Source organism: Nocardia africana NBRC 100379 (assembly GCF_001612635.1).
In the GTDB taxonomy this organism is placed as follows: domain Bacteria; phylum Actinomycetota; class Actinomycetes; order Mycobacteriales; family Mycobacteriaceae; genus Nocardia; species Nocardia africana.
Genome location: NZ_BDAV01000013.1, coordinates 340,937 through 363,077, shown reverse-complemented (window position 1 = coordinate 363,077; position 22,141 = coordinate 340,937). Strand labels below are relative to the sequence as shown.

Annotated in this window: 24 protein-coding genes; 12 read left to right on the top strand and 12 right to left on the bottom strand. The window is 68.1% G+C overall.

The features are described 5' to 3' along the window. Positions 1-137 precede the first annotated feature (137 nt). Both NA3_RS24740 and NA3_RS24735 read left to right on the top strand, forming a co-directional pair. Positions 138-875: a DUF4097 family beta strand repeat-containing protein gene (locus tag NA3_RS24740; RefSeq protein ID WP_227995554.1), complete on the top strand. Its 738-nt coding sequence runs from the start codon at positions 138-140 to the stop codon at positions 873-875. A 31-nt stretch (positions 876-906) separates the two neighbouring features. Next, positions 907-2,133 carry a cytochrome P450 gene (locus NA3_RS24735; RefSeq protein ID WP_062966005.1) on the top strand — a complete coding sequence of 409 codons (1,227 nt, stop codon included), beginning with the start codon at positions 907-909 and terminating at the stop codon, positions 2,131-2,133. A 23-nt stretch (positions 2,134-2,156) separates the two neighbouring features. Here the strand turns inward: NA3_RS24735 and NA3_RS24730 are convergent, their stop codons facing one another. Next, positions 2,157-3,380, bottom strand: a complete 1,224-nt coding sequence (locus NA3_RS24730; protein ID WP_062966004.1) for an oxygenase MpaB family protein — start codon at positions 3,378-3,380, stop codon at positions 2,157-2,159. A 74-nt stretch (positions 3,381-3,454) separates the two neighbouring features. After that, a complete protein-coding gene (locus NA3_RS36255; RefSeq protein WP_227995553.1) occupies positions 3,455-3,574 on the bottom strand; it encodes a winged helix-turn-helix transcriptional regulator in 120 nt (39 codons plus the stop codon). A gap of 150 nt (positions 3,575-3,724) precedes the next feature. On the opposite strand from NA3_RS36255, the gene NA3_RS24725 reads away from it, so the two are divergent. Both NA3_RS24725 and NA3_RS24720 read left to right on the top strand, forming a co-directional pair. Continuing rightward, a complete protein-coding gene (locus NA3_RS24725) occupies positions 3,725-4,405 on the top strand; it encodes a GAP family protein (protein WP_062966003.1) in 681 nt (226 codons plus the stop codon). 227 nt (positions 4,406-4,632) lie between these two features. Continuing rightward, complete coding sequence (locus NA3_RS24720) at positions 4,633-5,331, top strand: NAD(P)-dependent oxidoreductase (protein WP_062966078.1); 699 nt, start codon at positions 4,633-4,635, stop codon at positions 5,329-5,331. A 32-nt stretch (positions 5,332-5,363) separates the two neighbouring features. Here the strand turns inward: NA3_RS24720 and NA3_RS24715 are convergent, their stop codons facing one another. Then, on the bottom strand, positions 5,364-5,648 hold the full coding sequence (locus NA3_RS24715) for a hypothetical protein (RefSeq protein WP_062966002.1): 285 nt from the start codon (positions 5,646-5,648) through the stop codon (positions 5,364-5,366). A 214-nt stretch (positions 5,649-5,862) separates the two neighbouring features. Between NA3_RS24715 and hpnE the strand changes: the two genes are divergently transcribed. After that, complete coding sequence (gene hpnE / locus NA3_RS24710) at positions 5,863-7,221, top strand: hydroxysqualene dehydroxylase HpnE (RefSeq protein WP_062966077.1); 1,359 nt, start codon at positions 5,863-5,865, stop codon at positions 7,219-7,221. Here hpnE and NA3_RS24705 read toward each other — a convergent pair. Then, the gene (locus NA3_RS24705) at positions 7,218-7,772 is read right to left on the bottom strand and encodes an HAD domain-containing protein (protein ID WP_062966001.1); all 555 of its coding nucleotides are present in this window, start codon (positions 7,770-7,772) and stop codon (positions 7,218-7,220) included. The genes hpnE and NA3_RS24705 overlap by 4 nt on opposite strands. 339 nt (positions 7,773-8,111) lie before the next feature. On the opposite strand from NA3_RS24705, the gene NA3_RS24700 reads away from it, so the two are divergent. Both NA3_RS24700 and NA3_RS24695 read left to right on the top strand, forming a co-directional pair. Then, entirely contained in the window at positions 8,112-8,777 is a 666-nt protein-coding gene (locus NA3_RS24700; protein WP_062966076.1) for a GNAT family N-acetyltransferase, read from the top strand. Between the two features lie 194 nt (positions 8,778-8,971). Further along, on the top strand, positions 8,972-9,535 hold the full coding sequence (locus NA3_RS24695; RefSeq protein ID WP_227995552.1) for a hypothetical protein: 564 nt from the start codon (positions 8,972-8,974) through the stop codon (positions 9,533-9,535). Between the two features lie 2 nt (positions 9,536-9,537). Here NA3_RS24695 and NA3_RS24690 read toward each other — a convergent pair whose 3' ends face one another. From NA3_RS24690 to NA3_RS24675, 4 genes are read right to left on the bottom strand one after another with little or no spacing between them, the layout of a single operon-like run. Further along, the gene (locus NA3_RS24690) at positions 9,538-10,530 is read right to left on the bottom strand and encodes a glycine betaine ABC transporter substrate-binding protein (RefSeq protein WP_062966000.1); all 993 of its coding nucleotides are present in this window, start codon (positions 10,528-10,530) and stop codon (positions 9,538-9,540) included. Next, entirely contained in the window at positions 10,527-11,282 is a 756-nt protein-coding gene (locus tag NA3_RS24685) for an ABC transporter permease (protein ID WP_062965999.1), read from the bottom strand. Before NA3_RS24685 ends, NA3_RS24690 begins: the two co-directional genes overlap by 4 nt. Next, entirely contained in the window at positions 11,279-12,469 is a 1,191-nt protein-coding gene (locus NA3_RS24680; RefSeq protein ID WP_062965998.1) for an ABC transporter ATP-binding protein, read from the bottom strand. The genes NA3_RS24685 and NA3_RS24680 overlap by 4 nt, the downstream gene beginning before the upstream one ends. Next, positions 12,462-13,112: an ABC transporter permease gene (locus NA3_RS24675; protein WP_084491849.1), complete on the bottom strand. Its 651-nt coding sequence runs from the start codon at positions 13,110-13,112 to the stop codon at positions 12,462-12,464. The genes NA3_RS24680 and NA3_RS24675 overlap by 8 nt, the downstream gene beginning before the upstream one ends. Positions 13,113-13,291: 179 nt before the next feature. Here NA3_RS24675 and NA3_RS24670 point away from each other — a divergent pair, with 179 nt between their 5' ends. The 3 genes from NA3_RS24670 to NA3_RS24660 all read left to right on the top strand — a co-directional run bounded on the left by NA3_RS24670 (position 13,292) and on the right by NA3_RS24660 (position 16,155). Further along, positions 13,292-13,900: a CHAP domain-containing protein gene (locus NA3_RS24670; protein WP_062965997.1), complete on the top strand. Its 609-nt coding sequence runs from the start codon at positions 13,292-13,294 to the stop codon at positions 13,898-13,900. Between the two features lie 177 nt (positions 13,901-14,077). Continuing rightward, positions 14,078-15,208: a hypothetical protein gene (locus NA3_RS24665; protein ID WP_062965996.1), complete on the top strand. Its 1,131-nt coding sequence runs from the start codon at positions 14,078-14,080 to the stop codon at positions 15,206-15,208. A 215-nt stretch (positions 15,209-15,423) separates the two neighbouring features. Beyond that, positions 15,424-16,155, top strand: a complete 732-nt coding sequence (locus NA3_RS24660) for a DUF1906 domain-containing protein (RefSeq protein ID WP_062965995.1) — start codon at positions 15,424-15,426, stop codon at positions 16,153-16,155. Positions 16,156-16,185: 30 nt separating this feature from the next. Here NA3_RS24660 and NA3_RS24655 read toward each other — a convergent pair whose 3' ends face one another. Both NA3_RS24655 and NA3_RS24650 read right to left on the bottom strand, forming a co-directional pair. Then, entirely contained in the window at positions 16,186-16,500 is a 315-nt protein-coding gene (locus NA3_RS24655; protein ID WP_062966073.1) for a hypothetical protein, read from the bottom strand. Positions 16,501-16,698: 198 nt separating this feature from the next. After that, positions 16,699-17,577, bottom strand: coding sequence for an Rv1157c family protein (locus NA3_RS24650; protein ID WP_227995551.1), 879 nt, complete (start codon positions 17,575-17,577; stop codon positions 16,699-16,701). 288 nt (positions 17,578-17,865) lie between these two features. On the opposite strand from NA3_RS24650, the gene NA3_RS24645 reads away from it, so the two are divergent. Then, complete coding sequence (locus tag NA3_RS24645) at positions 17,866-19,233, top strand: mannosyltransferase (RefSeq protein WP_084491836.1); 1,368 nt, start codon at positions 17,866-17,868, stop codon at positions 19,231-19,233. Between the two features lie 6 nt (positions 19,234-19,239). Here the strand turns inward: NA3_RS24645 and NA3_RS24640 are convergent, their stop codons facing one another. Together NA3_RS24640 and NA3_RS37785 are read right to left on the bottom strand one after the other, a co-directional pair. Beyond that, positions 19,240-19,533, bottom strand: a complete 294-nt coding sequence (locus NA3_RS24640; protein ID WP_062965993.1) for a 4a-hydroxytetrahydrobiopterin dehydratase — start codon at positions 19,531-19,533, stop codon at positions 19,240-19,242. Between the two features lie 29 nt (positions 19,534-19,562). Continuing rightward, complete coding sequence (locus NA3_RS37785; protein ID WP_086006963.1) at positions 19,563-19,739, bottom strand: hypothetical protein; 177 nt, start codon at positions 19,737-19,739, stop codon at positions 19,563-19,565. Positions 19,740-19,901: 162 nt separating this feature from the next. On the opposite strand from NA3_RS37785, the gene typA reads away from it, so the two are divergent. After that, the gene (typA, locus tag NA3_RS24635) at positions 19,902-21,803 is read left to right on the top strand and encodes a translational GTPase TypA (protein WP_062965992.1); all 1,902 of its coding nucleotides are present in this window, start codon (positions 19,902-19,904) and stop codon (positions 21,801-21,803) included. Positions 21,804-22,141: the final 338 nt, after the last annotated feature.

Below are 22,141 nucleotides of genomic sequence, written 5' to 3'. Positions count from 1 at the left end.
GATTCGCACCCGCAACATTCTGCCGTGGCGAACCGGCCGGTGTGAGATCACCCGTCCCAGCAGGGGAAACATCATGTCAGCGGGCATGTCAGCCCGGCGTCAGTCCGATATCAGCCGGGGCGGCGACAGTAGTTCTCGTGAACAGCACAGCGATCCGCACCGCGGACCGGTTCACCGGCCGGATCCCCCGATTCCGCCGCCCGATTCCCAGCAGAACCCAGGAGAACGCCATGCCTACCTTCCAGACCCCGGAACCGATCGCCGTCGCCGTCGAGGTGCTGTCCGGCAACGTCACCGTCATCGCCTCCGACCGCACCGACACCGTGGTCGCGGTCCGTCCTGCCGATGCGGCCAAGAAGGCCGACGTGCGTGCCGCGGAGCAGACGCGGGTCGATTTTGCCGACGGCACCCTGACCGTGACGACACCGAAGGACTGGCGGACCTACACCCCCTTCGGCGGCAACCCGTCGATCGAGGTGACCGTCGAGGTGCCGACCGGTTCCCGTTTCCGGGGCACCGCCGGTGTGGGCCGGATCGTCGGCGCCGGCGAACTCGGCGAATGCGTGCTGGAGGTGTCGGCCGGTGACATCGTCGTCGAGCGCCCGCTGGGTTCGGTGACCGCGAAGACCGCCCTGGGCAATATCCGGATCGCCGAGGCCACGCGCGGTGTGCTCCGGCTGGAGACCTCGACGGGCGAGCTCGAGGTCGGCATCCGCCCGGGCAGCGCGGCGCGGCTGGAAACCGCGGTCGCGAGCGGCGCGGTGCACAACCAGCTGGGGCCGGTCGACGGTGCCCAGGACGACGAGCACACCGTGCGGGTGTACGCGCGCAACGCCCTCGGCAACGTCATCATCCGGCACTCGTCCGCCGCCTGACTCCCGTCGTCTCTCCCGAGAGGAAAACGCAATGCCCCGAACGGTTCCCGTCCCGCACGGCCTGCCCATGGAACGTGATGCGGGCCCCTTCGATCCGCCCCGCGAGATCACCCGGTTGCGCGATGCCCACCCGGTCGGTCCGATGATCTTTCCCGACGGGCACGAGGGCTGGCTGGTCACCGGATACGACGAGGTGCGCAGCCTGCTGGCCGACTCGCGCTTCAGCTCGCGCCAGGACATCGGCGTTCTGCATGTGCCGTACGAGATTCCGGGCATGCCGGTCGCCACCGAGCCGTCGCCGCAGATCCCCGGCGTCTTCATCGCGATGGACGCGCCGGATCACACCCGGTTGCGGCGCAAGCTCGTCGGCGCCTTCACCGTCAAACGGATGAAACAGCTCGAAGACCACATCGCGGACATCGTCGAGCGGCAACTGGAGGCGATGGCCCGGCTGACCCCGCCGGTCGACCTCGTCGCGGAGTTCGCGCTGCCGGTGCCCTCGCTGGTGATCTGCGAACTGCTCGGCGTTCCCTACGAGGACCGCGCTACCTTCCAGCGCAACTCGGCCGCGTTCCTCGTCAAGGATCAGGCGCTCGAGGAGAAGATGGCGGCCTACGGCGCGCTGACGTCCTATCTGGCCGAACTGGTCGTCCGCAAGCGCGCCGAACCGGGCGAGGACATCCTGTCCGACCTGGCCCGCCACGACGACCTCACCATCGAGGAGCTGACCGGCATCGCCTTCCTGCTCCTGCTGGCGGGGCACGAGACCACCGCGAACATGTTGGGGCTCGGCACCTTCGCGCTGCTCGAGCATCCGGAACAGGCGGCCGAGCTGCGTGCCGATCCGGCTCTGATTCCCGATGCGGTCGAAGAGCTCATGCGCTACCTCTCCGTCGCCGACATCTTCTACCGCTACGCCACCGACGACATCGAACTCGGCGGCGAAACCATCGCGAAGGGCTCGACCGTCGTCGTCTCGCTGCTGGCCGCCAACCGCGACCCGCGCCGCTTCGACGACCCCGACACCCTCGACGTGCACCGCACGGCCCGCGGCCACCTCTCCTTCGGCCACGGCATGCATCTGTGCCTCGGCCAGCAACTGGCGCGGATCGAAATGCGGGCCGGATTCGCCGGCCTGCTGCGTCGCTTCCCGACCCTGGCCCTCGCCGTCCCAGCCGATGCGGTGAGATTGCGGACCGATATGAATATCTATGGGGTGCACGAACTTCCGGTGACCTGGACGAGTGTCGCGGAGTAGCCGGAGTGGCCGGGAGCGGCGGTTCAGGCGGCCGGGCTGATGTGCTCGGCCGATCCGCCGATCACGGCCGCCTCGGGTCCGGCGAGGGTGCGGATGAAAGCCAGCTGCGCGGCCCGGCCTTCGGCGACGACGCGCTCGAACTGTCCGGGGATCAGCCGGGCCCGCGCCGACTGCGCGAGGTTGACGGGTATGCGCAGCAAGGGATACCAGGGCAGGGTATGGCTGGGCAGGCCGAGTCGTTTCATGGCGGACGGGCCCAGATACATCATCGCGATCGACAGATGCTGGGACCGGGCGATCCGCCGCCGCAGCCCCGGCAGCCGGTCGTAGTGCCAGCCGAGCGGTTCGTCACGCATCGGGATCGCGAGTTGACGGGAGGTGTCGTCCGGGTTCGTGATGGCGGTCATCGTGTGGTAAAGAATGCGCACGCTGTCGCGAAAGTCGTTGGGCAGGAAGCGTTCCTCGACACCCATCACCCAGCCGACGTAGCGGGCCAGGTGGGCCATGGCCTCGGCGTCGCGGGGCGTGATGACGACACCCATGCCGATCGCGCCGATCATCGGGGCGATCAGCGCGCCGACCAGTGTGGCGGCCATATCGGTCTGATTGATCGGCAGCCCCCACTCCTCGGCCCGCCAGTCCGGCATCGCGGCCACGTGCCGACGTACCAGCGAGTGGATCAGCCGGACGTGCACGGTCGAGCGAAAACCCGTGCCGTGCGGCGACATTCCGCCGGCGGCGGTCACATCCATCGCCCACTGCGTGGTCTCGGCGAATCGTTTGGCCGGGCCCTTCTCCAAGGCGCCGGTGCGCAGCAGGGTCTTGTTGAAACCCGAGGCCAGGTATCCGCCCAGGAACGACATGTCGCGGGCGACGTAGATCCCGTCGCGGCCGCCGAGGCAGGAGACGCGCTCCGCGTGGCGGATCTTTCGCCGATCCACCCACTCGGGTACCGCTTCGACGTATTCGAAGAATTCGCGCAGCGGTGCCGGGGCATCCGGCAGCGCGGCGATGCCCTCGCGCAGGGCGCGTTCGAACAGTGGCCGGGTGGTGGACATCCCCTCGCGATACATCCAGTCCACGAGCTCGTCCATCGGCCGGTCGCCGACGGTCAGAGCCTCGCCCAGCTCGCGAAATTCGGCCGAGGTGGGTGTGCCGAGCCCGAGCATCCGGGCGAGCGTGCCGAGGCCGGGCCCGGGGACGGGCCGGGGTGAGCTCGGGTGCCGGAGCGGAACGGTCGGCGTCACGATGTCCTCCTCGTCGAAGATCTGGCAAGATCCTCTACCAGAAACCGACTTTTGGCAAGATCTCCTACCAAAAATTACGGCAACGTCAGCGACAGCATGCGTTGCGAGATGCCGGGAATGCGTTGCCGCACTTCGGTGAACCGCATTCGCGGATCGTGCAGAGTGGCGATGATCAGCGGGGTCCGAAACCTCACCCGGGGAGTTCGTGGCAAATCGAACGTAGTGCCTCGGAAATAACCTATAGTCCCAGGCAAATCCCATAATTCGCTGCAGATTCGAACTTGCGCTCGGGTAGTAGCGAGTTTGTGGCAAATTTTCGCTCGTGCGGCCGAAAGGAACGGCGGATGGGCACCGTGATCGGCAGGACCCTGCCCTTGGCCGCCGCGATCGCGGTGAGTCCGCTGCCGTTGATCGTGGCTGTGCTGATGCTGGTGTCGGGGCAGGCGCGGGCGAAGAGCAGCGGCTATCTGCTCGGCCGGATCTGCGGGTTCGCCGCGCTCGTCACCGCGGTGGCCTTGCTGATCGGGGCGTCCGCGGCCCGGCATCTGCATCCTCATCACGCCTCGGCGACGGCCTCGCTCGTACGGCTCTGCGTCGGGATCGGGCTGCTCGGTGTCGCGGCGTGGTTCGGGTTCCAGCGTGGGCGCGGCGAGCAGAAGCCGCGGAAATTGTGGGATCGGGTCGATCGTGTGACTCCGGCGGGCGCCTTCGGGCTCGGTGTGGCGCTCGTCGTCGTCGATGTCAGCACGGTCGTCCCCGCCGTGATGGGTGGGCTCGACATCGCCGAGGCGCGGCTGCCGGCGCCGCGAGCGGTGGGCGCCGGTGCGATCTTCCTCGTGATCGCGCTGGTCTCGTGCATCGCGCCGGTCGCCGCCTATCTGGTCGCGGGCGAGCGGCTCGATCGGCCTCTGGCAGCCGCGAAGACCTGGCTGGTCGCCAACGATCGCACCGTGATGATGGTGCTGCTCCTCCTCGTGGGAACGATGCTGATCGGCCGGGCCATCGAAGCCCTGAGCTCCGGATAGCCGTGTCGGTTCGGTCCCGTCCCGCATCCCACGCCGACGTGCCGAGCAGGCTCGATCGCGGCGCGAGCTGCGGTGTTGCTTGGTGATGCAGATCACTGCCGCGAGTTGTTATGCGACGGGGTCGACGGTCGTCTTGTGTGCGTTCACGCAACGAAGGGGGCTCGGCGAAGGTGGCGGATTCCGTCTCGCCCGCCGCCGGTCCGCCTCCTCTGTCGGAAGGAAACGCCATGCGTCTCACCATCTTCGGGGCCAACGGTCCCACCGGTCGCCAACTCACAGCGCAGGCTTTGGCCGCCGGACATCAGGTCGCGGCGGTGACGCGGCGGCCGGGCGAATTCCCGCTGCGCCACGATCGGCTCGAGGTGGTCGGCGCCGATGTCCTCGACCCGGACGCGGTCGACACCGCGGTGAAGGGGCGGGACGCGGTGCTGTCCGCGCTCGGCGTGCCGCCGAGCAAGGAACCGATCACCACCTATTCCGGCGGTGTGTCGAACATCGTGACGGCGATGCGGCGGCACGGGGTGAGCCGGATCGTGGCGGTGAGTTCGGCCGGCGTCGATCCGCGCCCCTACAGCGAGGGCGGCTTCCTCTTCAATCGGCTGCTGGTGCCGTATGTGACGAGGGTGGCGGGCAAGACCCTCTACGACGATATGCGGCGAATGGAAGCGCTCCTGCGCGACAGCGATCGGGAGTGGACCGTGATGCGCCCGAGCGGACTCTACGACCGCCCCGACGTCACCGATTACACGATCGCCGAGGGATACGCCGACGGGATCTTCACCGCCCGCAGCGATCTGGCCGCGAGCATGCTCGCCGCCGTGACCGAGGGCCGCTTCGACCGCGCCGCGGTCGCTGTGATCACCACCGATTCCGGCAATCCCACCCTGCTGCGATGGATCCGGCAGCAGGCGAGCGCCGGCCACTGAACCACCCCGGACGCGAGGTGCGGGATGGCTGCCTAGGCCCCGCCGAATCCGCGGTACGGGCTCAGTGGGATCACGGTGAATTCGGAGACTCCGGCCGCGGCCATGGGCAGTTGCGCGACGATGGCGTTCGCCTGTTCCGCATCGGCCGCCTCGATGGTGAAGCAGGCGCCGGCGACATCGCCGCGTAGCCAGATCTGGCGGACGACGCCGTCGAGGTAGAGCCGGCGAACGTGGTCGGTTTCGGCGGGGAGCACCGCCTCGAAGTCCGCTTCGGTGAACGTCTCGGTGCGGCGACGGGAGAGAACCATGAATTGCATTGCGGCTCCGGATCTTGTCGAGGTGAGGCGATCATTCTCCCGCGTCGACATTCGGCGGAGCCCCCACCAGGGGTGAGAGAATGCGAGTAGATTTCACTCACTGTTGACCGTCCCTGACGAGCTGCCTACAGTGATCGGAACCGGCTCGGTGCGGCTCGGCCTTCGGAGCGAGCTTCCCGCCGATCGAAACCCGCTGTCGCGCATGGAGGTTCGGATGAACGATGCTCGTCGGTTCGTGGTGATCGGTGGCGGTCTGGCGGGGCTGGCGTCGGCCGTCTGGCTGGCCGAGGCCGGGAAGCGGGTGACGTTGCTGGAACGCCGGGCTCGGCTCGGTGGCCGCACCCAGGCGATGACGGTCGCCGAGGTCGGCGATACGCCCGACAACGGTCAGCACGTGATCGCCAGCGGCTACCACCATCTCTTCCGGTATCTCGCGAGCGTGGGGACCGAGAAATGTCTGGAATTCCCCACCGGGGGCACGCTGCGCTGGCCGGGCGGGCGCGCAACCGCGTTGCACACCAGGGGAATTCGGGCGCTCGGCACACTGTTCGGCGCACATCCGGATGCCGGACCGATCGAGCGACTGGCCGCGGCGCGGGCGACGATGCGGCTGGGTCTGCAGTGTCTGTTCCAGCCCGCGGATCTGGCCGACATCACCACCGAGCAGTGGTTCGAACGCGTCGGCATGCCCGCGAAAGCGCGTGAGGCGCTGTGGGATTGGCTCGCGCTGGGCATCGCCGCCGAGCCGGTGCAGCGGGAATGCGCGAAGGTTTTCGCCGATGTGCTGGCCACCGGCATCCGGCTCGGGGTGCGGGATCGGCGCGCGATCACCATCGGCTATCCGACCGTCGACCTCGATACGCTCTATGTCACCGGCGCGGAGGAGGTGTTCCGCCGCTACGGAGTCGAGGTCCGCTATCGCGCGGTGGCGGACCGGATCCGGATCGCGGACGGCGCGGTGACCGGGGTCGATCTGGTGGACGGCAGTACGATCCCGGCCGATGCCGTGATCTGCGCCGTACCCAACTCCCGTATCCACGGCCTGCTCGACGATCTGCCCGGACACGCCGAAATCTATGCTGCGGCAGAGAAATTGGGCGCCACGCCGATCGTCAGCACCAATCTGTATCTGGACCGGCCGCTCGGCACCCGCAGTGCGATGGAGGCGATCATCGGCGGCACCGGGGTGATCGACGAGGTGTTCGACCGGCAGCGCATGCACGGCCGCGAACCGAACGGCACCTGGCTGTACTGCCTGACCACCAGTGGCGCCTACGAACAGATCCACAAGAGCGGCGACGACATCGTCGACGAGCAGATGGCGCTGCTGCGCCGCTACTACCCCGACGCGGCCGATGCGCGCGTGGTGCACGGCCACGTGGTCAAGATGCCGAAGGCGACCTTCTCGCAAGCCCTCGGCACCGACGGGCTGCGGCCCGTTCAGCGCACCTCGGTGCCGACCCTGATGCTGGCCGGGGACTGGACCCGCACCGACTGGTCGGCCACCATGGAAAGCGCTGTTCAGAGTGCCTCCACAGCGGTGGCGGCGCTGCTGCGGCTGCCGCCGCTCTAGCGAGTTCGCGGCCCGCGAAGCGGCTCGAGGAACGCCCGGGCGACCTCGAGGTGGTCCGGGGTCAAACCGGTGTGGCGGTCGACCGGGACGAGCAGGGTCGGGGCGACGGTGGCGGTGCGGCGTTCGGCCCAGCCCTGGTCCGCGGGCTGGAATTCGTCGTCGAACCAGCACAGCGGCCGGCGGCCGGCCCAGCGGTCGATGGTCGGAAGCTTGCCGTGGTGGCCCTCGCGATGCCGAATCCCGGTGTCCTCGAAGATGATCACCTCCAGCGGCGGCAGGCCGAGAACCGGACCGAGGACCGTATTCGCCGCATACTCCCACGCGGTCGCCCATACCAGTTCGGCATCGGTGACGGCGGCCAGATCCAGCAGCCGCGAGCCGACGGCGGCGTCGAGCAGCACCTGCTGGTCGACGGGCGGGATCGCGGGAATGATGCTGTGCTGCAACACATAAGGCCGATAGCCGTGCGGTGGCGGGTGCGTGGGACGGGGGTAGGGATTGAGCGGGCCGTCGACGTCGAGCAGGATCGCCGCCCGTGATGTTTCGGTCATGACGCCCCCCGTTCGCTCCTACCAGGCTACGACGGCACCTCCGGAGGAGTCTTCCACTCCGGCAACGGTTTCGTGTCGACCCGATAACCGGGGCGAACGCACCGAAACAGCCCGGGAACCGCCGTGACCGGCCGTCTGCGACGCGCCGAGCGACACGCGAGCAATCCCGGTAAATTTACGGCGCACCTGCATTGACGACGGCACACGTTCGATTATCGTTCATCTCACTGTCCGATGCTGCTGCCGGCGCGCCAGGACTGGTCGTCGATCCGGAGCGTTGTGGGCCGGTGTGACGATCGTTGGGCGTTACCGGAGTCCGTCCCGAAAGATCGAGGGAACGTGCCTGCACCCGTCATCCTGACCGGCCGCCTTGTGCGGCTGGAACCTTTGGCACCGCACCATGTTCCGGGGCTCGCCGAGGCGGGCGCCGCGGATCGCGATGCGTTCGCGTTCACACCCGTACCGCACGGCCGGGCCGAGGCGGCGGACTACGTCGCGCAGGCCGCGGCGGCGCACGCCGTCGGTTCGGCGCTGGCCTTCGCGGTCGTCGCGACGGCCGACAACCGGGTACTGGGCTCGACGCGGTTCTGCCGCTTCGACTACTGGCAGGGGCCGCTGGTGTGGCCGATCGCGCACGGTATGCCGACCGGAGATCCGCTGCTCGCGGTACCCGACGCCGCCGAGATCGGTAATACCTGGCTCTGCGCGCAGGCGCGCGGCGCCGGTATCAATCTGGAGTCGAAACTGTTGCTGCTCGAGCACGCCTTCGACGTGTGGCGGGTCCGGCGGATCGCGCTGCGCGCCGATATGCGAAATGTGCGCTCGCGCATGGCGATCGAGCGGCTGGGCGCGACCAGCGACGGCGTCCGCCGGGCGCATTCGCGTGGGTTGGACGGGACCGTGCGCAGTACCGCGTTCTATTCCATCCTGGACGAGGAATGGCCGGCGGTGCGCCGGCGCATCGACTCGGAGCTGGCCGGACTGCCGCGGTTGCTGAACGCCTGATCATCCCGCCCGGAAGCAACCGGATAGCGGATTCCGGGTGTCGCGTCGTGTCCCCGGCTCCTATAATTCATGGCACAACGGTCGGACGTCGAGGAGATCGGTCCGAGTCGGGTAACTCGGCGGCCGGCGCAGCTTCGGACCTCGTACCAGCGTGTTCGTGGGAGGGCTGAGCGCCCTCCCCTTCAGGAGACCGCATGTCCGACCCGATCCCCACGCCCCCGTCCACGCCCGCCGCGCCGCGTGCCCACGATCGATCACATACGCGGATATGCCTGACCGATGCCGCCCACCCCGGTCCGATGGTGAGTCTGTTCCTGGTGCCCGAGCCGCGGGTGCGGGGCGCCTCCATGCTGCATCTGCTCGAACAGGTGCCGGTGCGTGATGCGCCGGCGCCGGATCCCGAACTGACCGCCGCGCTGGAAGCGCCCACCCTGCCGGGCGCGGCAATCCGGTTGCTGCCCTGCGTTTTTCGCCGCTCCGATACCGCGGAGATGCGCCACATCTTCCATGATCACTACATCGCCGACGGGCCCATGGGCCTCGACGTCTGTGATCCGGAGGAGATGGCGCGGCTGGCCGCACTGCCCGAACGCGCGATCGGCCCGCGCCGCATCGACGATTTCGCCGACTACTCGGTGCGGCAGGCGATGCTGGCCGTCTTCCGCTATTTCGGTGTGGACCAACGGATTCCGCTGATGTATCACGGCTACGCCGATCCCGGCGGACGCTGGCTGGCGGTGCGCACGGCGCTCGCCTGATCTCACCCCGCGGTGACGAACCCCTGCCGGATCAGCCAATCGCGCGCCACGGTAGCCGGTTCGGCGCCGTCGACGTCGACCTTGCGGTTCAACTCGGTGATCGTCTCGTTGGTGAGCAGCGCGGAAATCGGCGCCATGACCTGCGCCACCTGTGGATGCGCGTCGGCGAACGATGCCCGCATCACCAGTGCCGCATTGTATTTGGGGAAGAAGTTCAGATCGTCGATGAGTTGCACCAGATTCAGCGCCTTGGTGCGCCCGTCGGTCGCGGTGACGTCGCCGAATTGACAGGTGCCGTTCGCGGTGGCCGAGTAGACCAGCGAATCCTGCATGATCTGCTTGCGCACCTTGCCGAGGTCGAGACCGTATTTGCGGGCCAGGCCCGGAAAGCCGTCCTGACGGACGCTGAATTCGGTACCGAGGCAGGTCGGTCCGGTACTCGGATCGGTATTCACCAGACGGGCGTAGTCGGAAATCGTCTTCGCGCCGGTGCGGGCGGCACTGCCCGCATTGGTGACCATGGTGTAGGTGTTGTTCATCGGGGCCGGATCGGCCCACACCATGCCGTGTTGTGCGAGATCCGCGTCGCGCACCGCCTCGAATTGCCGGGTGGAATCGGGAATCGGCGTCTCGTTACCCAGATAATTGATCCATCCGGTCCCGGTGTAGTCGTAGGCGACATCGACCTGTCCGTGCAATTGCGCATCGCGCAGGCTGTTGGATCCGGTGATATTGGTGAGGTCGCGGACCTGAGCTCCGGCCGCCGTGAGCGCGAATTCGATGAGGTAGCCGAGGATGTTCTGTTCGGTGAAATCCTTGGAGCCCACGGTGATCTGCACACCGTCGAGGGCGGGAATCGGCTCGATACTGCCCGGCCCGACCGGCAGCGGAACGGCGCCTCCGGCCTCGAGACCACAGGCGGCGACCACGGCGACCAGCAGGGTGGCCGCCGCTGTGGCGGCGTTGCGTCCGAGGTGACGTGCTCGCCGCTTCATCGCAGCCCCCGCGGTCCGAGAAATTGTTCGGCCAGCGCTCCCAGCCAGTCGACGAGCAGTGCGAGCGCCACCGCGAGAATCGCTCCCACCCACAGGGTTACGTTGTCGCGCAGCTTGTAGCCGGTGTCGATCAGAATGCCCAGACCACCGGCGCTGACCAGGAACGACAGCGTGGCCGTGCCGACGGCCAGCACCAGCGAGGTGCGCAGCCCGGCCAGGATGTAGGGCACCGCGAGCGGAAACTCGATGCGGCGCAGCACTGTCAGCGCCGACATGCCCTGCCCTCGTCCGGCATCGACGAGGGCGGGGTCGACCTGCTGGTATCCCAGAATCGTATTGCGCAGCACCGGAAGTAGCGCATAGAACGCGATCGGCACGACACCCACCCAGAAGCCGGTCTTCTCGGTCCACAGATAGGTGAGCACGATCAGGCCGATCGCCGGCGCCGCCGCACCGATGTTGGCGATGCCGACGAACAGGGGAGTGAGACGCCGGTAGCGTGGCCGAGTCAGCAAGGTGCCCAACGGAACCGACACCGCGACGACGATCACCACGACGGTCGCGGTGATCGCCACGTGCTGGCGGATCACGGTGGCGATGGTGGTGGGGTTGATACTGGCCTGCTGTGTCGCGGTGAGGGTGCGGTCGAAGGCCCACACCAGCACGCCGGCCGCCAGGGCCACGGCCAGCACCGGCTGGGCGAACAACCGGATCCGGTCGGCGCGCCGCTCGTGCCGCTGGACCGGACTCATGGCCGGTCACCCGAATTCGCCGTGACCGCGTCGTGTTCGGCGCGGGTGCGCGACAGGTGTGCGACGAGGGTGTCGATCGCGACCAGCCCGGCGTATTCGCCGCGTGGCCCGGTCACGACGGCATTGGCGGTACTTTCGGCGAGCAGCGTCTCGAGGGCCGCCTGCAGCGTCGAATCCGCGGTGACCGTGCCGGTCACCGGGACGCCGGCGTCGTGCAGCGAGTGTGCGTGCGCCAGGTGCGGTTCCGATACCCAGCGCAGCGGCCGATGGTCGGAGTCGAGGATCAAACCCCACTTCCACTCCTGCGCGGCCAGCGCCGCGCGCAGCGTGTCGACCGGATCGTCCTGCGCGGCCGTGGGGCAACTGCCCAGTTCCACATCGGCGACCCGGACCAGCGTCAGCTGTTTGAGCGCGGCGTCGGCGCCGACGAAACCGGCCACCGTCTCGTCGGCGGGCCCGGCGAGGATCGCGGCCGGGGTGTCGTACTGGAGGACGCGGGAACTGTTGCCGAGCACCGCTATTCGGTCCCCGAGCTTGACAGCCTCGTTGAAATCGTGGGTGACGAACACGATCGTCTTGTGCAGTTCGGTCTGCAGCCGCAGCAGTTCGTCCTGCAGGAGCCCGCGGGTGATGGGGTCGACTGCGCCGAACGGCTCGTCCATCAGCAGCACCGGCGGATCGGCCGCCAGCGCGCGGGCGACTCCGACTCGCTGCTGCTGGCCGCCGGAGAGCTGGCGCGGATAGCGGCCGCGGAAGGTCTCGGGATCGAGTCCCACGAGGGTCAGCATCTCGTCGACGCGCGCCCGGACCCGGCCGCGATCCCAGCCGAGCAGTCCCGGAACCGTGGCGATGTTGCGGGCCACCGTCATATGCGGAAAGAGACCGGCCTGCTGGATCGAATAGCCGATCCGGCGCCGCAGCAGGTCCGGATTCACCGCGGTCACGACCCGCCCGGCGATGGTGATGGTGCCGGAGGTCGGTTCGATCAGGCGGTTGATCATCCGCATCGTGGTCGTCTTGCCGCAGCCCGAGGGGCCGACGAACACCACGATCTCACCCGCCGGAATCGTCAGCGAAATCCGGTCCACCGCCGGATCGCGTTGGCCCGGATAGTGTTTGGTCACCGCATCGAGCACGATCTCCGCGGGTTCGTGGTCGGTGCGGTCGGCGGTCGCGGTATCAGTCACGGATTCCCCTCGAGGTGGTGAGCCGGCCGATGCCCACGAGGACGGCATCGAGCACCAGGGCCAGCACGATGATCAGCACCGTGCCGGACAGGGCCTGCGGGACGGCGGTCGGACTGCCCAGCCGGGCCAGCCCGGTGAAGATCAGATTGCCGAGCCCCGGCCCCTTCGCATAGGCGGCCATCGCCAGAATGCCCATACTCATCTGGGTACTGATCCGCATTCCGGCCAGAATCGACGGCCAGGCCAGCGGCATTTCGATCCGGGCCAGGATCCGGGTGCGGTTCATGCCCACCCCGCGCGCGGCGTCCGAGACCGCCGGATCCACCGATGCCAGCCCGATGATCGTGTTGCGCAGAATCGGCAGCAGCGCGTAGAGCACCAGCGCGGTGACCGTCGGCCGCACGCCCAGGCCCAGCACAGGGATCAGCAGTCCCAGCAGCGCGAACGACGGCACGGTGAGGACGATGCTCGCCGCCGCCGTGGCCGCCGCCGAACCCCACGGGCTGCGATAGACGACGACCCCCAGGCCCACCGCCACCGCGGTCGCGATCAACACGGACTGCACGACGGCCGACACGTGCAGATAGGAATCGGTGAGCAGTTGTCTGCGATGGTCCACCAGAAAGGTCCACAGAGTATCCAGGGCGATGTCCTCCCAGAGCTCGGCGGCGTCCGAGCAGTCTATCGATCCCGCGGCGCGGGCGCAGGAAACGAGCAAGACCGGCGCGTGTGTATCGGCGCACGGATGCGGCGGAACCGTGACGGTCCCTCGCACGTCCTAAACCTCAGGAGGCCGATTTCCGGTCGGGGACGGAGGGATTCATGAGTGCCACGTGGGCTCGGGGGCTCGGACGTGCGCGCTGGGCGTTGCTGCCGGTGCTGGTGGTGGTCGGTGTACTGGCAGTGGGAGCCGCGGTGGCGATGCCCTGGTGGCACGAGCGCACGGCCGCCATCGCCGGGCAGCGGCTGACCGATTTCCCGGATATCGATGCGAGCGCGCTGGATTCGGATCGCAGTCGCATCGTCGCGGTACTGCGCACGGAATACGCCCACCCCGGTGATGGTCCCAAATACGCCCAAGGCGCGGATGAGCCATGGTGTGCCGATTTCGTCAGCTGGACCATGCGTCAGGCCGGACAGCCGCTGTCCAATCCGAATTCCGGATCGTGGCGGATTCCCGGTGTGGCGACGCTGCAGGAGTATTTCGAAGCGAACGGCCGATTTTCGGCGGTGGGATCCGGATATTCGCCGCGCCCGGGTGATGTGGTGATCTATGCGCCCGGCAGTCCGTTCGGGCAGCACACGAATATCGTGCTGGCCGTCGGTGATCACTCCCTGACCACGATCGGCGGCAACGAGCGCGGTTCTGTGCGCATTCACCGCTACGACCCGGCGGCGGTTGACGGTATCGTCGGGTTCGGCCATATGTGAAACGTTTTCGTCCAGTGGCGGACGATCTCTATCTGCGGGAATGGTGAAGCGACACCGGACCCTACGATGTATCCGGCGGCGCCCGGCAGCGCCGGCGGTGCGGTCCCGGTTCTGTTGCCCCTCATCGGCCGGACGGGGATCTGCGTGTGTAGGTGATCGGTGGAGGAGTGGGAGCAGATGGCAGAGCCCGGCGCGCACGACGAGCCAGAATGGATGGACTACTCCGACTTCGGTGAACGTTTCGTGGTGCACGCTGTCAACCGCGACCGGATCGAGGCCGCGGTGTCCGGGATGGCTGGTCGGGGGATGAGTATCGGGCCGTTCTCGATCGGTCCGGCGGGGCTGGCCGGGCTGGTGGCGGAGGGCAAGGTCGGCAAGCCGGTGATCGCTCGCAGCGGGCCGCACGTCACCTTCGAGGTCCGGGTACCGGTGTCGATGCACCTCACGGTCACCCTCGGGGGCCAGCAGTTCCGGATCGAGGCGACCGTCGAGATCGACCTCACTCTGCACGCGCGAACCGCCGATCCACTGCTGGTCGTCATCGACATTCCACGAGTGCGTTCGCGCGACGTGAGTTTCGCCGTCCGGGCGGAGGCGGTCGGCGCCGCCGTCGACGTCCTGCTCGACCCGATCGCAACCCTGGTTCGGCGTGAGGTCGCGAGCCGGCTCAACGCCATGCTCGCCGATCCCGCGGCCCGCCGCGGGCGGGTTTTCGACATCGAGGCCATCATGAACGGCACGCGTTCGGAGCACGTGCTGCGCACGGACTTCGAATGGATCGAGTACGCGGAGTTCGGGCGGCGTTTCTTCCCGCTGATCGTCACCCCGGATCGGGTTCGCGACGTGGTGGAAGGGCTGGCCGGGGGCGCGGTCGAGGTGGGGCCGCTGCGTACCGGGCCCGGTGATGCGGCGACGGTCGAGGTGCAGGGTGCCGTACGGATGCCGCGGCTGGCCCGGCGGGACGGCGACCATCCGGTGTCGTTCGATTTGACCATTCCGGTCGGTCTCGACATCACCGTCGACGTGCTCAAGGCGAATCGCTATCGCGCCGAGGTGGAGGTCGGGTTGCTCCTGGTGGCGCGGGCGGCGGAACCGCTACTCATCGTGATCGACGTGACGCCGCCGCGCAGCGCCGATGTCGCCGTCGACCTGCAGGCCGAGGGATGGCGCGCGAAGGTGCTGGGTTCGGTCGGCAAGATCCGCCGCCAGATCGCCGCGCAGGTCGCGCAGGTCATTCGCGCGGAACTGGCCGATCCTCGGGGCCGCACCATCGACGTCGCCGGCCGGATCGATGCGGCCACCTCCTGACACCTGTTACTTGTGGTGTTGATGTGACCGGATTGGCCTAGCGGTTCAATTGTGCATGTGGTGAAATGAGTCCACGTTCGAGGCTTCCGGCGCGTGGATGACAGCCCTGTTGTCGTCGGGGAAGGCGCGCCGGACACGCTTGCATTTCCACCGGTCCGCGGGGTGGCCGGCATCTGGTGAGATCTCTATATCGCTGCAGCGCGAAGGAGTTTTCGATGCGTTCCGTTCCGATGACCCGCCGCACCCTGTTCGGATATGCCGGTGCCGCCGCGACGGCCGCCGGTCTGGCCGCGCTCGCGCCCGCTGTCCTCGCACCGACCGCCGCCGCCGGCAACGTCCTCGGCACCCTGCTCGACTATGCCGGCGGCGTGCCCGACGCGGCTGCCATCCGCGCCGCGGGACATGCCGGCGCTATCCGCTATGTCTCCGATCGGCGCCCGGGTGCGGAGTGGATGACCGGAAAGCCGTTGCGCGCGAGCGAGGTCGACGCGCTGCACGCGGCCGGGCTCACCGTGGTGTCGTGTTACCAATTCGGCAAGGGCGCCACCGCGGATTGGAAGGGCGGGCTCGAGGCCGGCAAGCGCCACGCCGACCGCGGGCTGCAGCTGCACCACCAGGCGGGCGGGCCGGACGGGGTGCCTATCTACGCCTCCATCGACGACAATCCGACGCCGGTCGATTTCGCCACCCTCATCGCGCCGTACCTCGAGGGGTGGACATCCGTGCTCGGCAAGGAGAATGTCGGCGTCTACGCCAACGCGCCGACGATCGAACTGGCCAAGGTCGCCGGCCTGGGTTCCTGGTACTGGCAACACAATTGGGGCACGCCGAAGGGTTTCGTGCATCCGGCGGCGAATCTGCACCAGATCGAAATCGACGATCGCACGGTCGACGGCGTGGGTGTGGATGTGAACAACATTCTCACCGCGCAGTACGGGCAGTGGTGAATACGAGTCGCGTGAGGAATCGGCGGCTGTCTACGTTTGGCAGTGGCAGGTGGGATCGCCGACGAGATCGGGTTCGTCCGGGACCACCGTCAGCGTCGGCCGCGCCTCGGGTGCGTCGCGGACGCCCATCCACGACAGCAGCGACCACCGCGACAGGCCCGAGAAGGCCGAGCCGAGGCTGAAGAACGAGCCGACCGATCCGACCGACAGCACCGATCCGACGCTGCCGATCGAGAGGACGGAGTAGGCCGAGCCGATCGAGAGGATCGACCGTTCGGACCGGAACGACAGGATCGAGCGATGCGATCGGGTGGACAACACCGATCGGTAGGACCGTCGCGACATCACCGAATGCCCGGCTTTCCCGCGCCGGCCGCGAGGGGCGGCGCCGGTGTCCGGCGTGGTGGGTGCAGACCGTTCGAGCTGATCGACAGTCGACATACCTAGCGGTCTACCACAGTCCGGAACATCCCACGCCGCATTGACGGCAAACGGCCCGGAGTGTCGCCTTCGCGACATCTCCGGGCCGTCGGGAGCTCGAGATCAGTTCTGCGGACGTACCGCTGCGGGCTGCTGCACCACGTGTGCGGCGGGCACGGTGCCGGCCGGGTTCACCGGAGCCGCGGCCTGGGCGGCGCCCGGCGCCACCGTGAACAGCCCCAGCGTGGGCAGGAACGAGCAGGTGATCGGCGCCTGATCGGCGGCCGGCTGGGTCGTCAGCGAACCCGCGATCACGGAGACGACACGACCCGGGCCGGTGTCGACGATGGCCGACAGCGTGGCCGGACCGTCCGGGTTGATGTGCGCCTCGTCGGTCAGCGCCACAGTGCCGCCGCGGTGGTTGTCCAGGTTGTACCACTGGACGGTCATCGGCGGATTCTGCTGCGGCGTCAAGCCTTTGGTGCCCAGCGCGGTGAAGACGAAGCCGGCCTGACCGGCGGCCGGTCCGGGCGGGGGCAGTTCGGCCGGGCCCGGAACGGCGAGCGCGGTGCCGACCGAGTCGGAGCCGGGGCCGATGCAGTCCTTACCGATGGTCGGGTACAGGAACTGCGCGATGGCCGGACCGTTCTTCGGGATTTCGGGGCCGCCGCCACCGCTGCCGTTGAGGAAGGCGACGATCGCCTGCAACGTCTGCTTGACCTGCGGCGGCAGACCGGCCTGATCGAGCAGCTGGATGGCCTGATCGAGGATCGTCTGAGCGCCCGGCGAGGCGATGTTGCCCGCCTGGGCGGCAGCGCCGACGATGGCCGGAGCCAGCGACGCGATCGCATCGACCGGAACGCCCTCCGGGACCAGCGGAACGTCGGCGGCTTGGGGCCTCGGTGCCGGTTCGGCAACCGCGATCGTCGACGCGGCGAGTGTCGCGCCGGCTGTCAGGGCCAGCACGGACAATGCGAACCGCGTTCCTCTGCTGCGAAGCACTGGTGTTGCCGTCCTTAACCTCGGGGTTACCTCGTCATGCGATGCGAGAACATCGCGCGATGGGGGCATCGCTTCGCGACACTCTAAAGACAGTGCCGCCGTGTTGTACAGCCGTGGGTGTGATCTTGCCTGCACTCCTCGGCAAATCCGATCACCCCGCCCGGCGCGTTATCAGAACTTAGCCGTGGTTTCGGCCTTCGCTTCGCTCCGGCGGGGTCTCGGCCCCCTGGGCCTCGATTTTTCCCTCCTCCGCTCGGTCGCTGCGCTCCCTCGCTCCGTCAGTCCGAAATCGAGGCGGGCCGCGACCCCCGAAGGGGGTACGTCTCGTCGACGTATGCCCGGGGGTTCGGCCGCCGGGAAGCGAAGGCAGAATTACAGCCCGTGACCCGACACCTCCGTTCGGCCGACATCCGCGTGGCCGGGGCTGTTCTGGCCGCATCCGTGCTGGCGCGGCTGGTGCTGATGTTCGTGCTTCCGCACGGTCTCGACGTGGTCGACCTGCGCGTATATGTCGAGGGCGCGGCCAATGTGGGCAGTGGGCATCTCTACGACTTCGTCTATGCCGACAAGACTCCGGATTTCCCACTCCCGTTCACCTATCCGCCGTTCGCCGCGGTGGTGTTCTATCCGCTGCATTTCCTGCCGTTCGGGCTGGTGACGCTGCTGTGGTTCGGGTTGATCGTGGTCGCGCTCTACGCCTCGGTGCGAATCGCCTTCGCGCTGTTGCCGGGTTCTGCGGCGGCGGAACCGAATCGGCGGGCGGCGGCGATGCTGTGGACCGCGCTGGGGCTGTGGCTGGAGCCGACGCGGACCACGCTCGACTACGGGCAGGTGAACGTGTTTCTGCTGCTGGCCGGGCTGGCGGCGGCGTATTCGGCGCGCTGGTGGCTGTCGGGGCTGCTGGTGGGTGTCGCGGCGGGAGTCAAGCTGACGCCGGGTATCACCGGCTTGTACTTCCTGGCGCAGCGGCGGTGGGCGGCCGCGGTGTGGTCGGCGGTGGTGTTCGCGGCGACGATCGGAGTGAGTTTTCTGATCTCGCCATCGGAGACCCGGACCTATTTCGGGCCGCTGATCGGTGACGCGAACCGCATCGGCCCGGTCGGCTCGGTGGTCAACCAGTCGCTACGCGGGGCGTTGAGCCGCATTCTCGGCCACGACGCGGGAGCGCCCTGGTACGTGGCGGGGCATCGCATCCCGTTCGGGCCGTGGTGGCTGGGCGCGGTGCTGCTGACCGTGGTGCTGGCCTGGTTCGCTTGGCGCGCGGTCGATTTCGGCGATCGGCTCGGGGTGCTGCTGGTGGTGCAGCTGTTCGGCTTGATGGTGTCGCCGATCTCGTGGTCGCACCACTGGGTCTGGTTGCTGCCGCTGATGATGTGGCTGGTGCACGGTCCGCTGCGTTCGATCGCCGGGGCACGGCTGGTGGCCGGATTCTGGCTGGTGACCACGCTGGCCGGTATTCCGTGGATCCTGACCTTCTTCCAGCCGACGATCTGGGAGATCTCCCGCCCGGCCGTGCTGGCCTGGCTGGGTGCGATCTACGTGTTCGGCGTGGTGGCGACCTACCTGTGGATCATCTGGGCGGGCAGGCAGCACGGGCGGCCGGGCACGGCGGTGCCGGCGCCGGCGGTCGCGGCGGGTTCGGTCCGGGCGGGCTAGGCCGGTTCAGCTCTGATCGGCGAGGCGGTCGATCTGGCCGGCCAGCGCGAGGTCCTTGCGGGTGATGCCGCCCTCGGAGTGCGTGGAGAGGGTGAAGGTGACGCGCCGCCACCGGATATCGATATCGGGGTGGTGGTTGACCTTCTCGGCCGAGTCGGCCACCCGTCGCACCAGTTCGATACCGGCCAGGAACGAGGGAGCCTCGACGGTTCGGGAGATGCTGCTGCCGGTGTGCGTCCAGTCGGGTAGTTCGCGCAACCCAGTGGCGATCTCGCTGTCGGAGAGCAATGGGGTACTCATACTGTCGGTTCTACCCCAGCGGTAGCGGCTCAGGCCGCACGCGCGAGTTTGAGAGCCTTTTTGAGATCTTTGCCCTTGACCCCCGCAGCCTGACACTTCTTCATTTTCGAGACCACGACAGGGCATTTCAGACAGCGCTTCTTCTTACGGCAGCACTTTTTCTTCGGTGTGAGGTGTGCGACCTCCTTGGCCTTCACCTTGCCCATGCGGCCCAGGGTAACCAACCATGATGCCGGAAACGGCGGCCGAGGCGTGTTTCGGTACTGTATAGCTGGCCGCATGTCCGGTGAGATCAGTCCACCTGCCTTGTTCGGACCCGCTACGGCGCGGGTCGGCCGCAACCCATTCATTCAGCAGGAGGATTCAACGTGTCGTCTGTCGAGTTCCGCAATGTCGCCATTGTGGCTCATGTCGACCACGGCAAGACGACGCTGGTCGATGCCATGTTGCGGCAGTCCGGTGCCTTCGCCGAGCGTGCCGAGCCGGTCGACCGGGTGATGGACTCCGGTGATCTGGAGCGCGAGAAGGGCATCACCATTCTCGCCAAGAACACCGCGGTGCATCGTCATCACGGCGACGGCAGCGTCACCGTGATCAACGTCATCGATACCCCCGGTCACGCCGATTTCGGTGGCGAGGTCGAGCGCGGTCTGTCCATGGTCGACGGTGTCGTGCTGCTGGTGGACGCCTCCGAGGGCCCGCTGCCGCAGACCCGGTTCGTGCTGCGCAAGGCGCTGGCCGCCTCGCTGCCGGTGATCCTGGTCGTGAACAAGACCGACCGCCCCGACGCCCGGATCGAGGAGGTCGTCGAAGAGAGTCACGACCTGCTGCTGGATCTGGCCTCCGACCTCGACGACGAAGCGTCCGAGGCGGCCGAGCTGGCGCTGGATCTGCCGGTGCTCTACGCCTCCGGCCGCGAGGGCAAGGCCTCCACCCAGCGTCCCGAGAACGGCAGCGCGCCGGATGCGGAGAATCTCGACGAGCTGTTCGAGGTGCTGCTGAAGTACGTGCCCGCGCCCAAGGGCGACCCGTCGGCGCCGCTGCAGGCGCATGTCACCAACCTGGACGCGTCGCCGTTCCTCGGCCGGATCGGCCTGGTCCGCATCCACAACGGCACCCTGCGCAAGGGCCAGAACGTCGCGTGGATGCACGGCGACGGCGTCAAGACCGTGAAGATCACCGAGCTGCTGCAGACCATCGGCGTCGAGCGCAAGCCGGGCGAGGAGGCCGTGGCCGGCGATATCGTCGCCGTGGCAGGCATTCCGGAGATCATGATCGGTGACACGCTGGCCGATGTGGACAACCCGGTGGCGCTGCCGCGGATCACCGTCGACGAGCCGGCCATCTCGGTGACGATCGGCACCAACACCTCGCCGCTGGTCGGCCGGGTGCAGGGCCACAAGCTGACCGCCCGCATGGTGAAGTCGCGGCTGGACCAGGAGCTGGTCGGCAACGTGTCGCTGCGGGTGCTCGACATCGGCCGCCCGGACGCCTGGGAGGTGCAGGGCCGTGGTGAGCTGGCGCTGGCGATCCTGGTCGAGCAGATGCGCCGCGAAGGTTTCGAGCTGACCGTCGGCAAGCCGCAGGTGGTCACCAAGCAGGTCGACGGCAAGGTGCACGAGCCGTTCGAAGAGCTGACCATCGATTGCCCGGACGAGTACCTGGGTGCGGTCACGCAGCTGCTGGCCGCTCGCAAGGGCAAGATGGTCCAGATGAGCAACCACTCCGCCGGGTGGGTGCGCATGGAGTTCATCGTTCCCTCGCGCGGTCTGATCGGTTTCCGCACCGACTTCCTCACCGAGACGCGCGGCACCGGCATCGCCAACGCGGTCTTCGACGGTTACGCGCCGTGGGCCGGTGAGATTCGTGCCCGCCACACCGGCTCACTGGTCTCCGACCGGGCCGGCACGGTGACCCCGTTCGCGATGATTCAGCTCGCCGACCGCGGCCAGTTCTTCGTGGAGCCCGGCGCCGACACCTACGAGGGCCACGTGGTGGGTATCAACCCGCGCGCCGAGGACCTCGACATCAACGTCACCCGTGAGAAGAAGCTGACCAACATGCGCTCGGCCACCGGCGACGTGCTGGAGACGCTGGCCAAGCCGCTGCAGCTGGACCTCGAAGGCGCCATGGAGTTCTGCGCCGCCGACGAGTGCGTCGAGGTGACCCCCGAGATCGTGCGCGTGCGCAAGGTGATCCTGGGCGCCACCGAACGCGGCCGCGAGGCATCCCGCCGCAAGGCCCGCGACCGCGCCGCCCAGAACGCGTAGGGCACCCACCCGCTGAGAAGCCCCAGAGGCGCACGTTCCACGGGACGTGCGCCTCTGTCGTTCCAGCGCCGGGCAGCCGGTGTGGGTGTAGATCTGCGGCGTGTGCAACCCGGCGGCCACGGGTCAGTCCGTCTGCGTGCACATCTGTGACATGTGCACTCGCCTTCATCGAGTGGACGACCCGGCGTACATCCACGAGCCGTACACCTTGGTGGGTTTCGGCCCGCCTCGATTTTGGACCGACGGAGCGAGGGAGCGCAGCGACTGAGCGGAGGAGGGAAAAATCGAGGCCCAGGGGGCCGAAACCCCGCCGGAGCGAAGCGCAGGCCAAAAACACA

Bases quoted from the DNA above. Each gene is read 5' to 3' on its own strand.
- NA3_RS24735 (WP_062966005.1), top strand. From the start codon at position 907: ATGCCCCGAACGGTTCCCGTCCCGCACGGCCTGCCCATGGAACGTGAT.
- NA3_RS24725 (WP_062966003.1), top strand. From the start codon at position 3,725: ATGGGCACCGTGATCGGCAGGACCCTGCCCTTGGCCGCCGCGATCGCG.
- NA3_RS24720 (WP_062966078.1), top strand. From the start codon at position 4,633: ATGCGTCTCACCATCTTCGGGGCCAACGGTCCCACCGGTCGCCAACTC.
- NA3_RS24715 (WP_062966002.1), bottom strand. From the start codon at position 5,648: ATGCAATTCATGGTTCTCTCCCGTCGCCGCACCGAGACGTTCACCGAA.
- hpnE (WP_062966077.1), top strand. From the start codon at position 5,863: ATGAACGATGCTCGTCGGTTCGTGGTGATCGGTGGCGGTCTGGCGGGG.
- NA3_RS24705 (WP_062966001.1), bottom strand. From the start codon at position 7,772: ATGACCGAAACATCACGGGCGGCGATCCTGCTCGACGTCGACGGCCCG.
- NA3_RS24695 (WP_227995552.1), top strand. From the start codon at position 8,972: ATGTCCGACCCGATCCCCACGCCCCCGTCCACGCCCGCCGCGCCGCGT.
- NA3_RS24690 (WP_062966000.1), bottom strand. From the start codon at position 10,530: ATGAAGCGGCGAGCACGTCACCTCGGACGCAACGCCGCCACAGCGGCG.
- NA3_RS24685 (WP_062965999.1), bottom strand. From the start codon at position 11,282: ATGAGTCCGGTCCAGCGGCACGAGCGGCGCGCCGACCGGATCCGGTTG.
- NA3_RS24670 (WP_062965997.1), top strand. From the start codon at position 13,292: ATGAGTGCCACGTGGGCTCGGGGGCTCGGACGTGCGCGCTGGGCGTTG.
- NA3_RS24665 (WP_062965996.1), top strand. From the start codon at position 14,078: ATGGCAGAGCCCGGCGCGCACGACGAGCCAGAATGGATGGACTACTCC.
- NA3_RS24660 (WP_062965995.1), top strand. From the start codon at position 15,424: ATGCGTTCCGTTCCGATGACCCGCCGCACCCTGTTCGGATATGCCGGT.
- NA3_RS24655 (WP_062966073.1), bottom strand. From the start codon at position 16,500: ATGTCGCGACGGTCCTACCGATCGGTGTTGTCCACCCGATCGCATCGC.
- NA3_RS24640 (WP_062965993.1), bottom strand. From the start codon at position 19,533: ATGAGTACCCCATTGCTCTCCGACAGCGAGATCGCCACTGGGTTGCGC.
- NA3_RS37785 (WP_086006963.1), bottom strand. From the start codon at position 19,739: ATGGGCAAGGTGAAGGCCAAGGAGGTCGCACACCTCACACCGAAGAAA.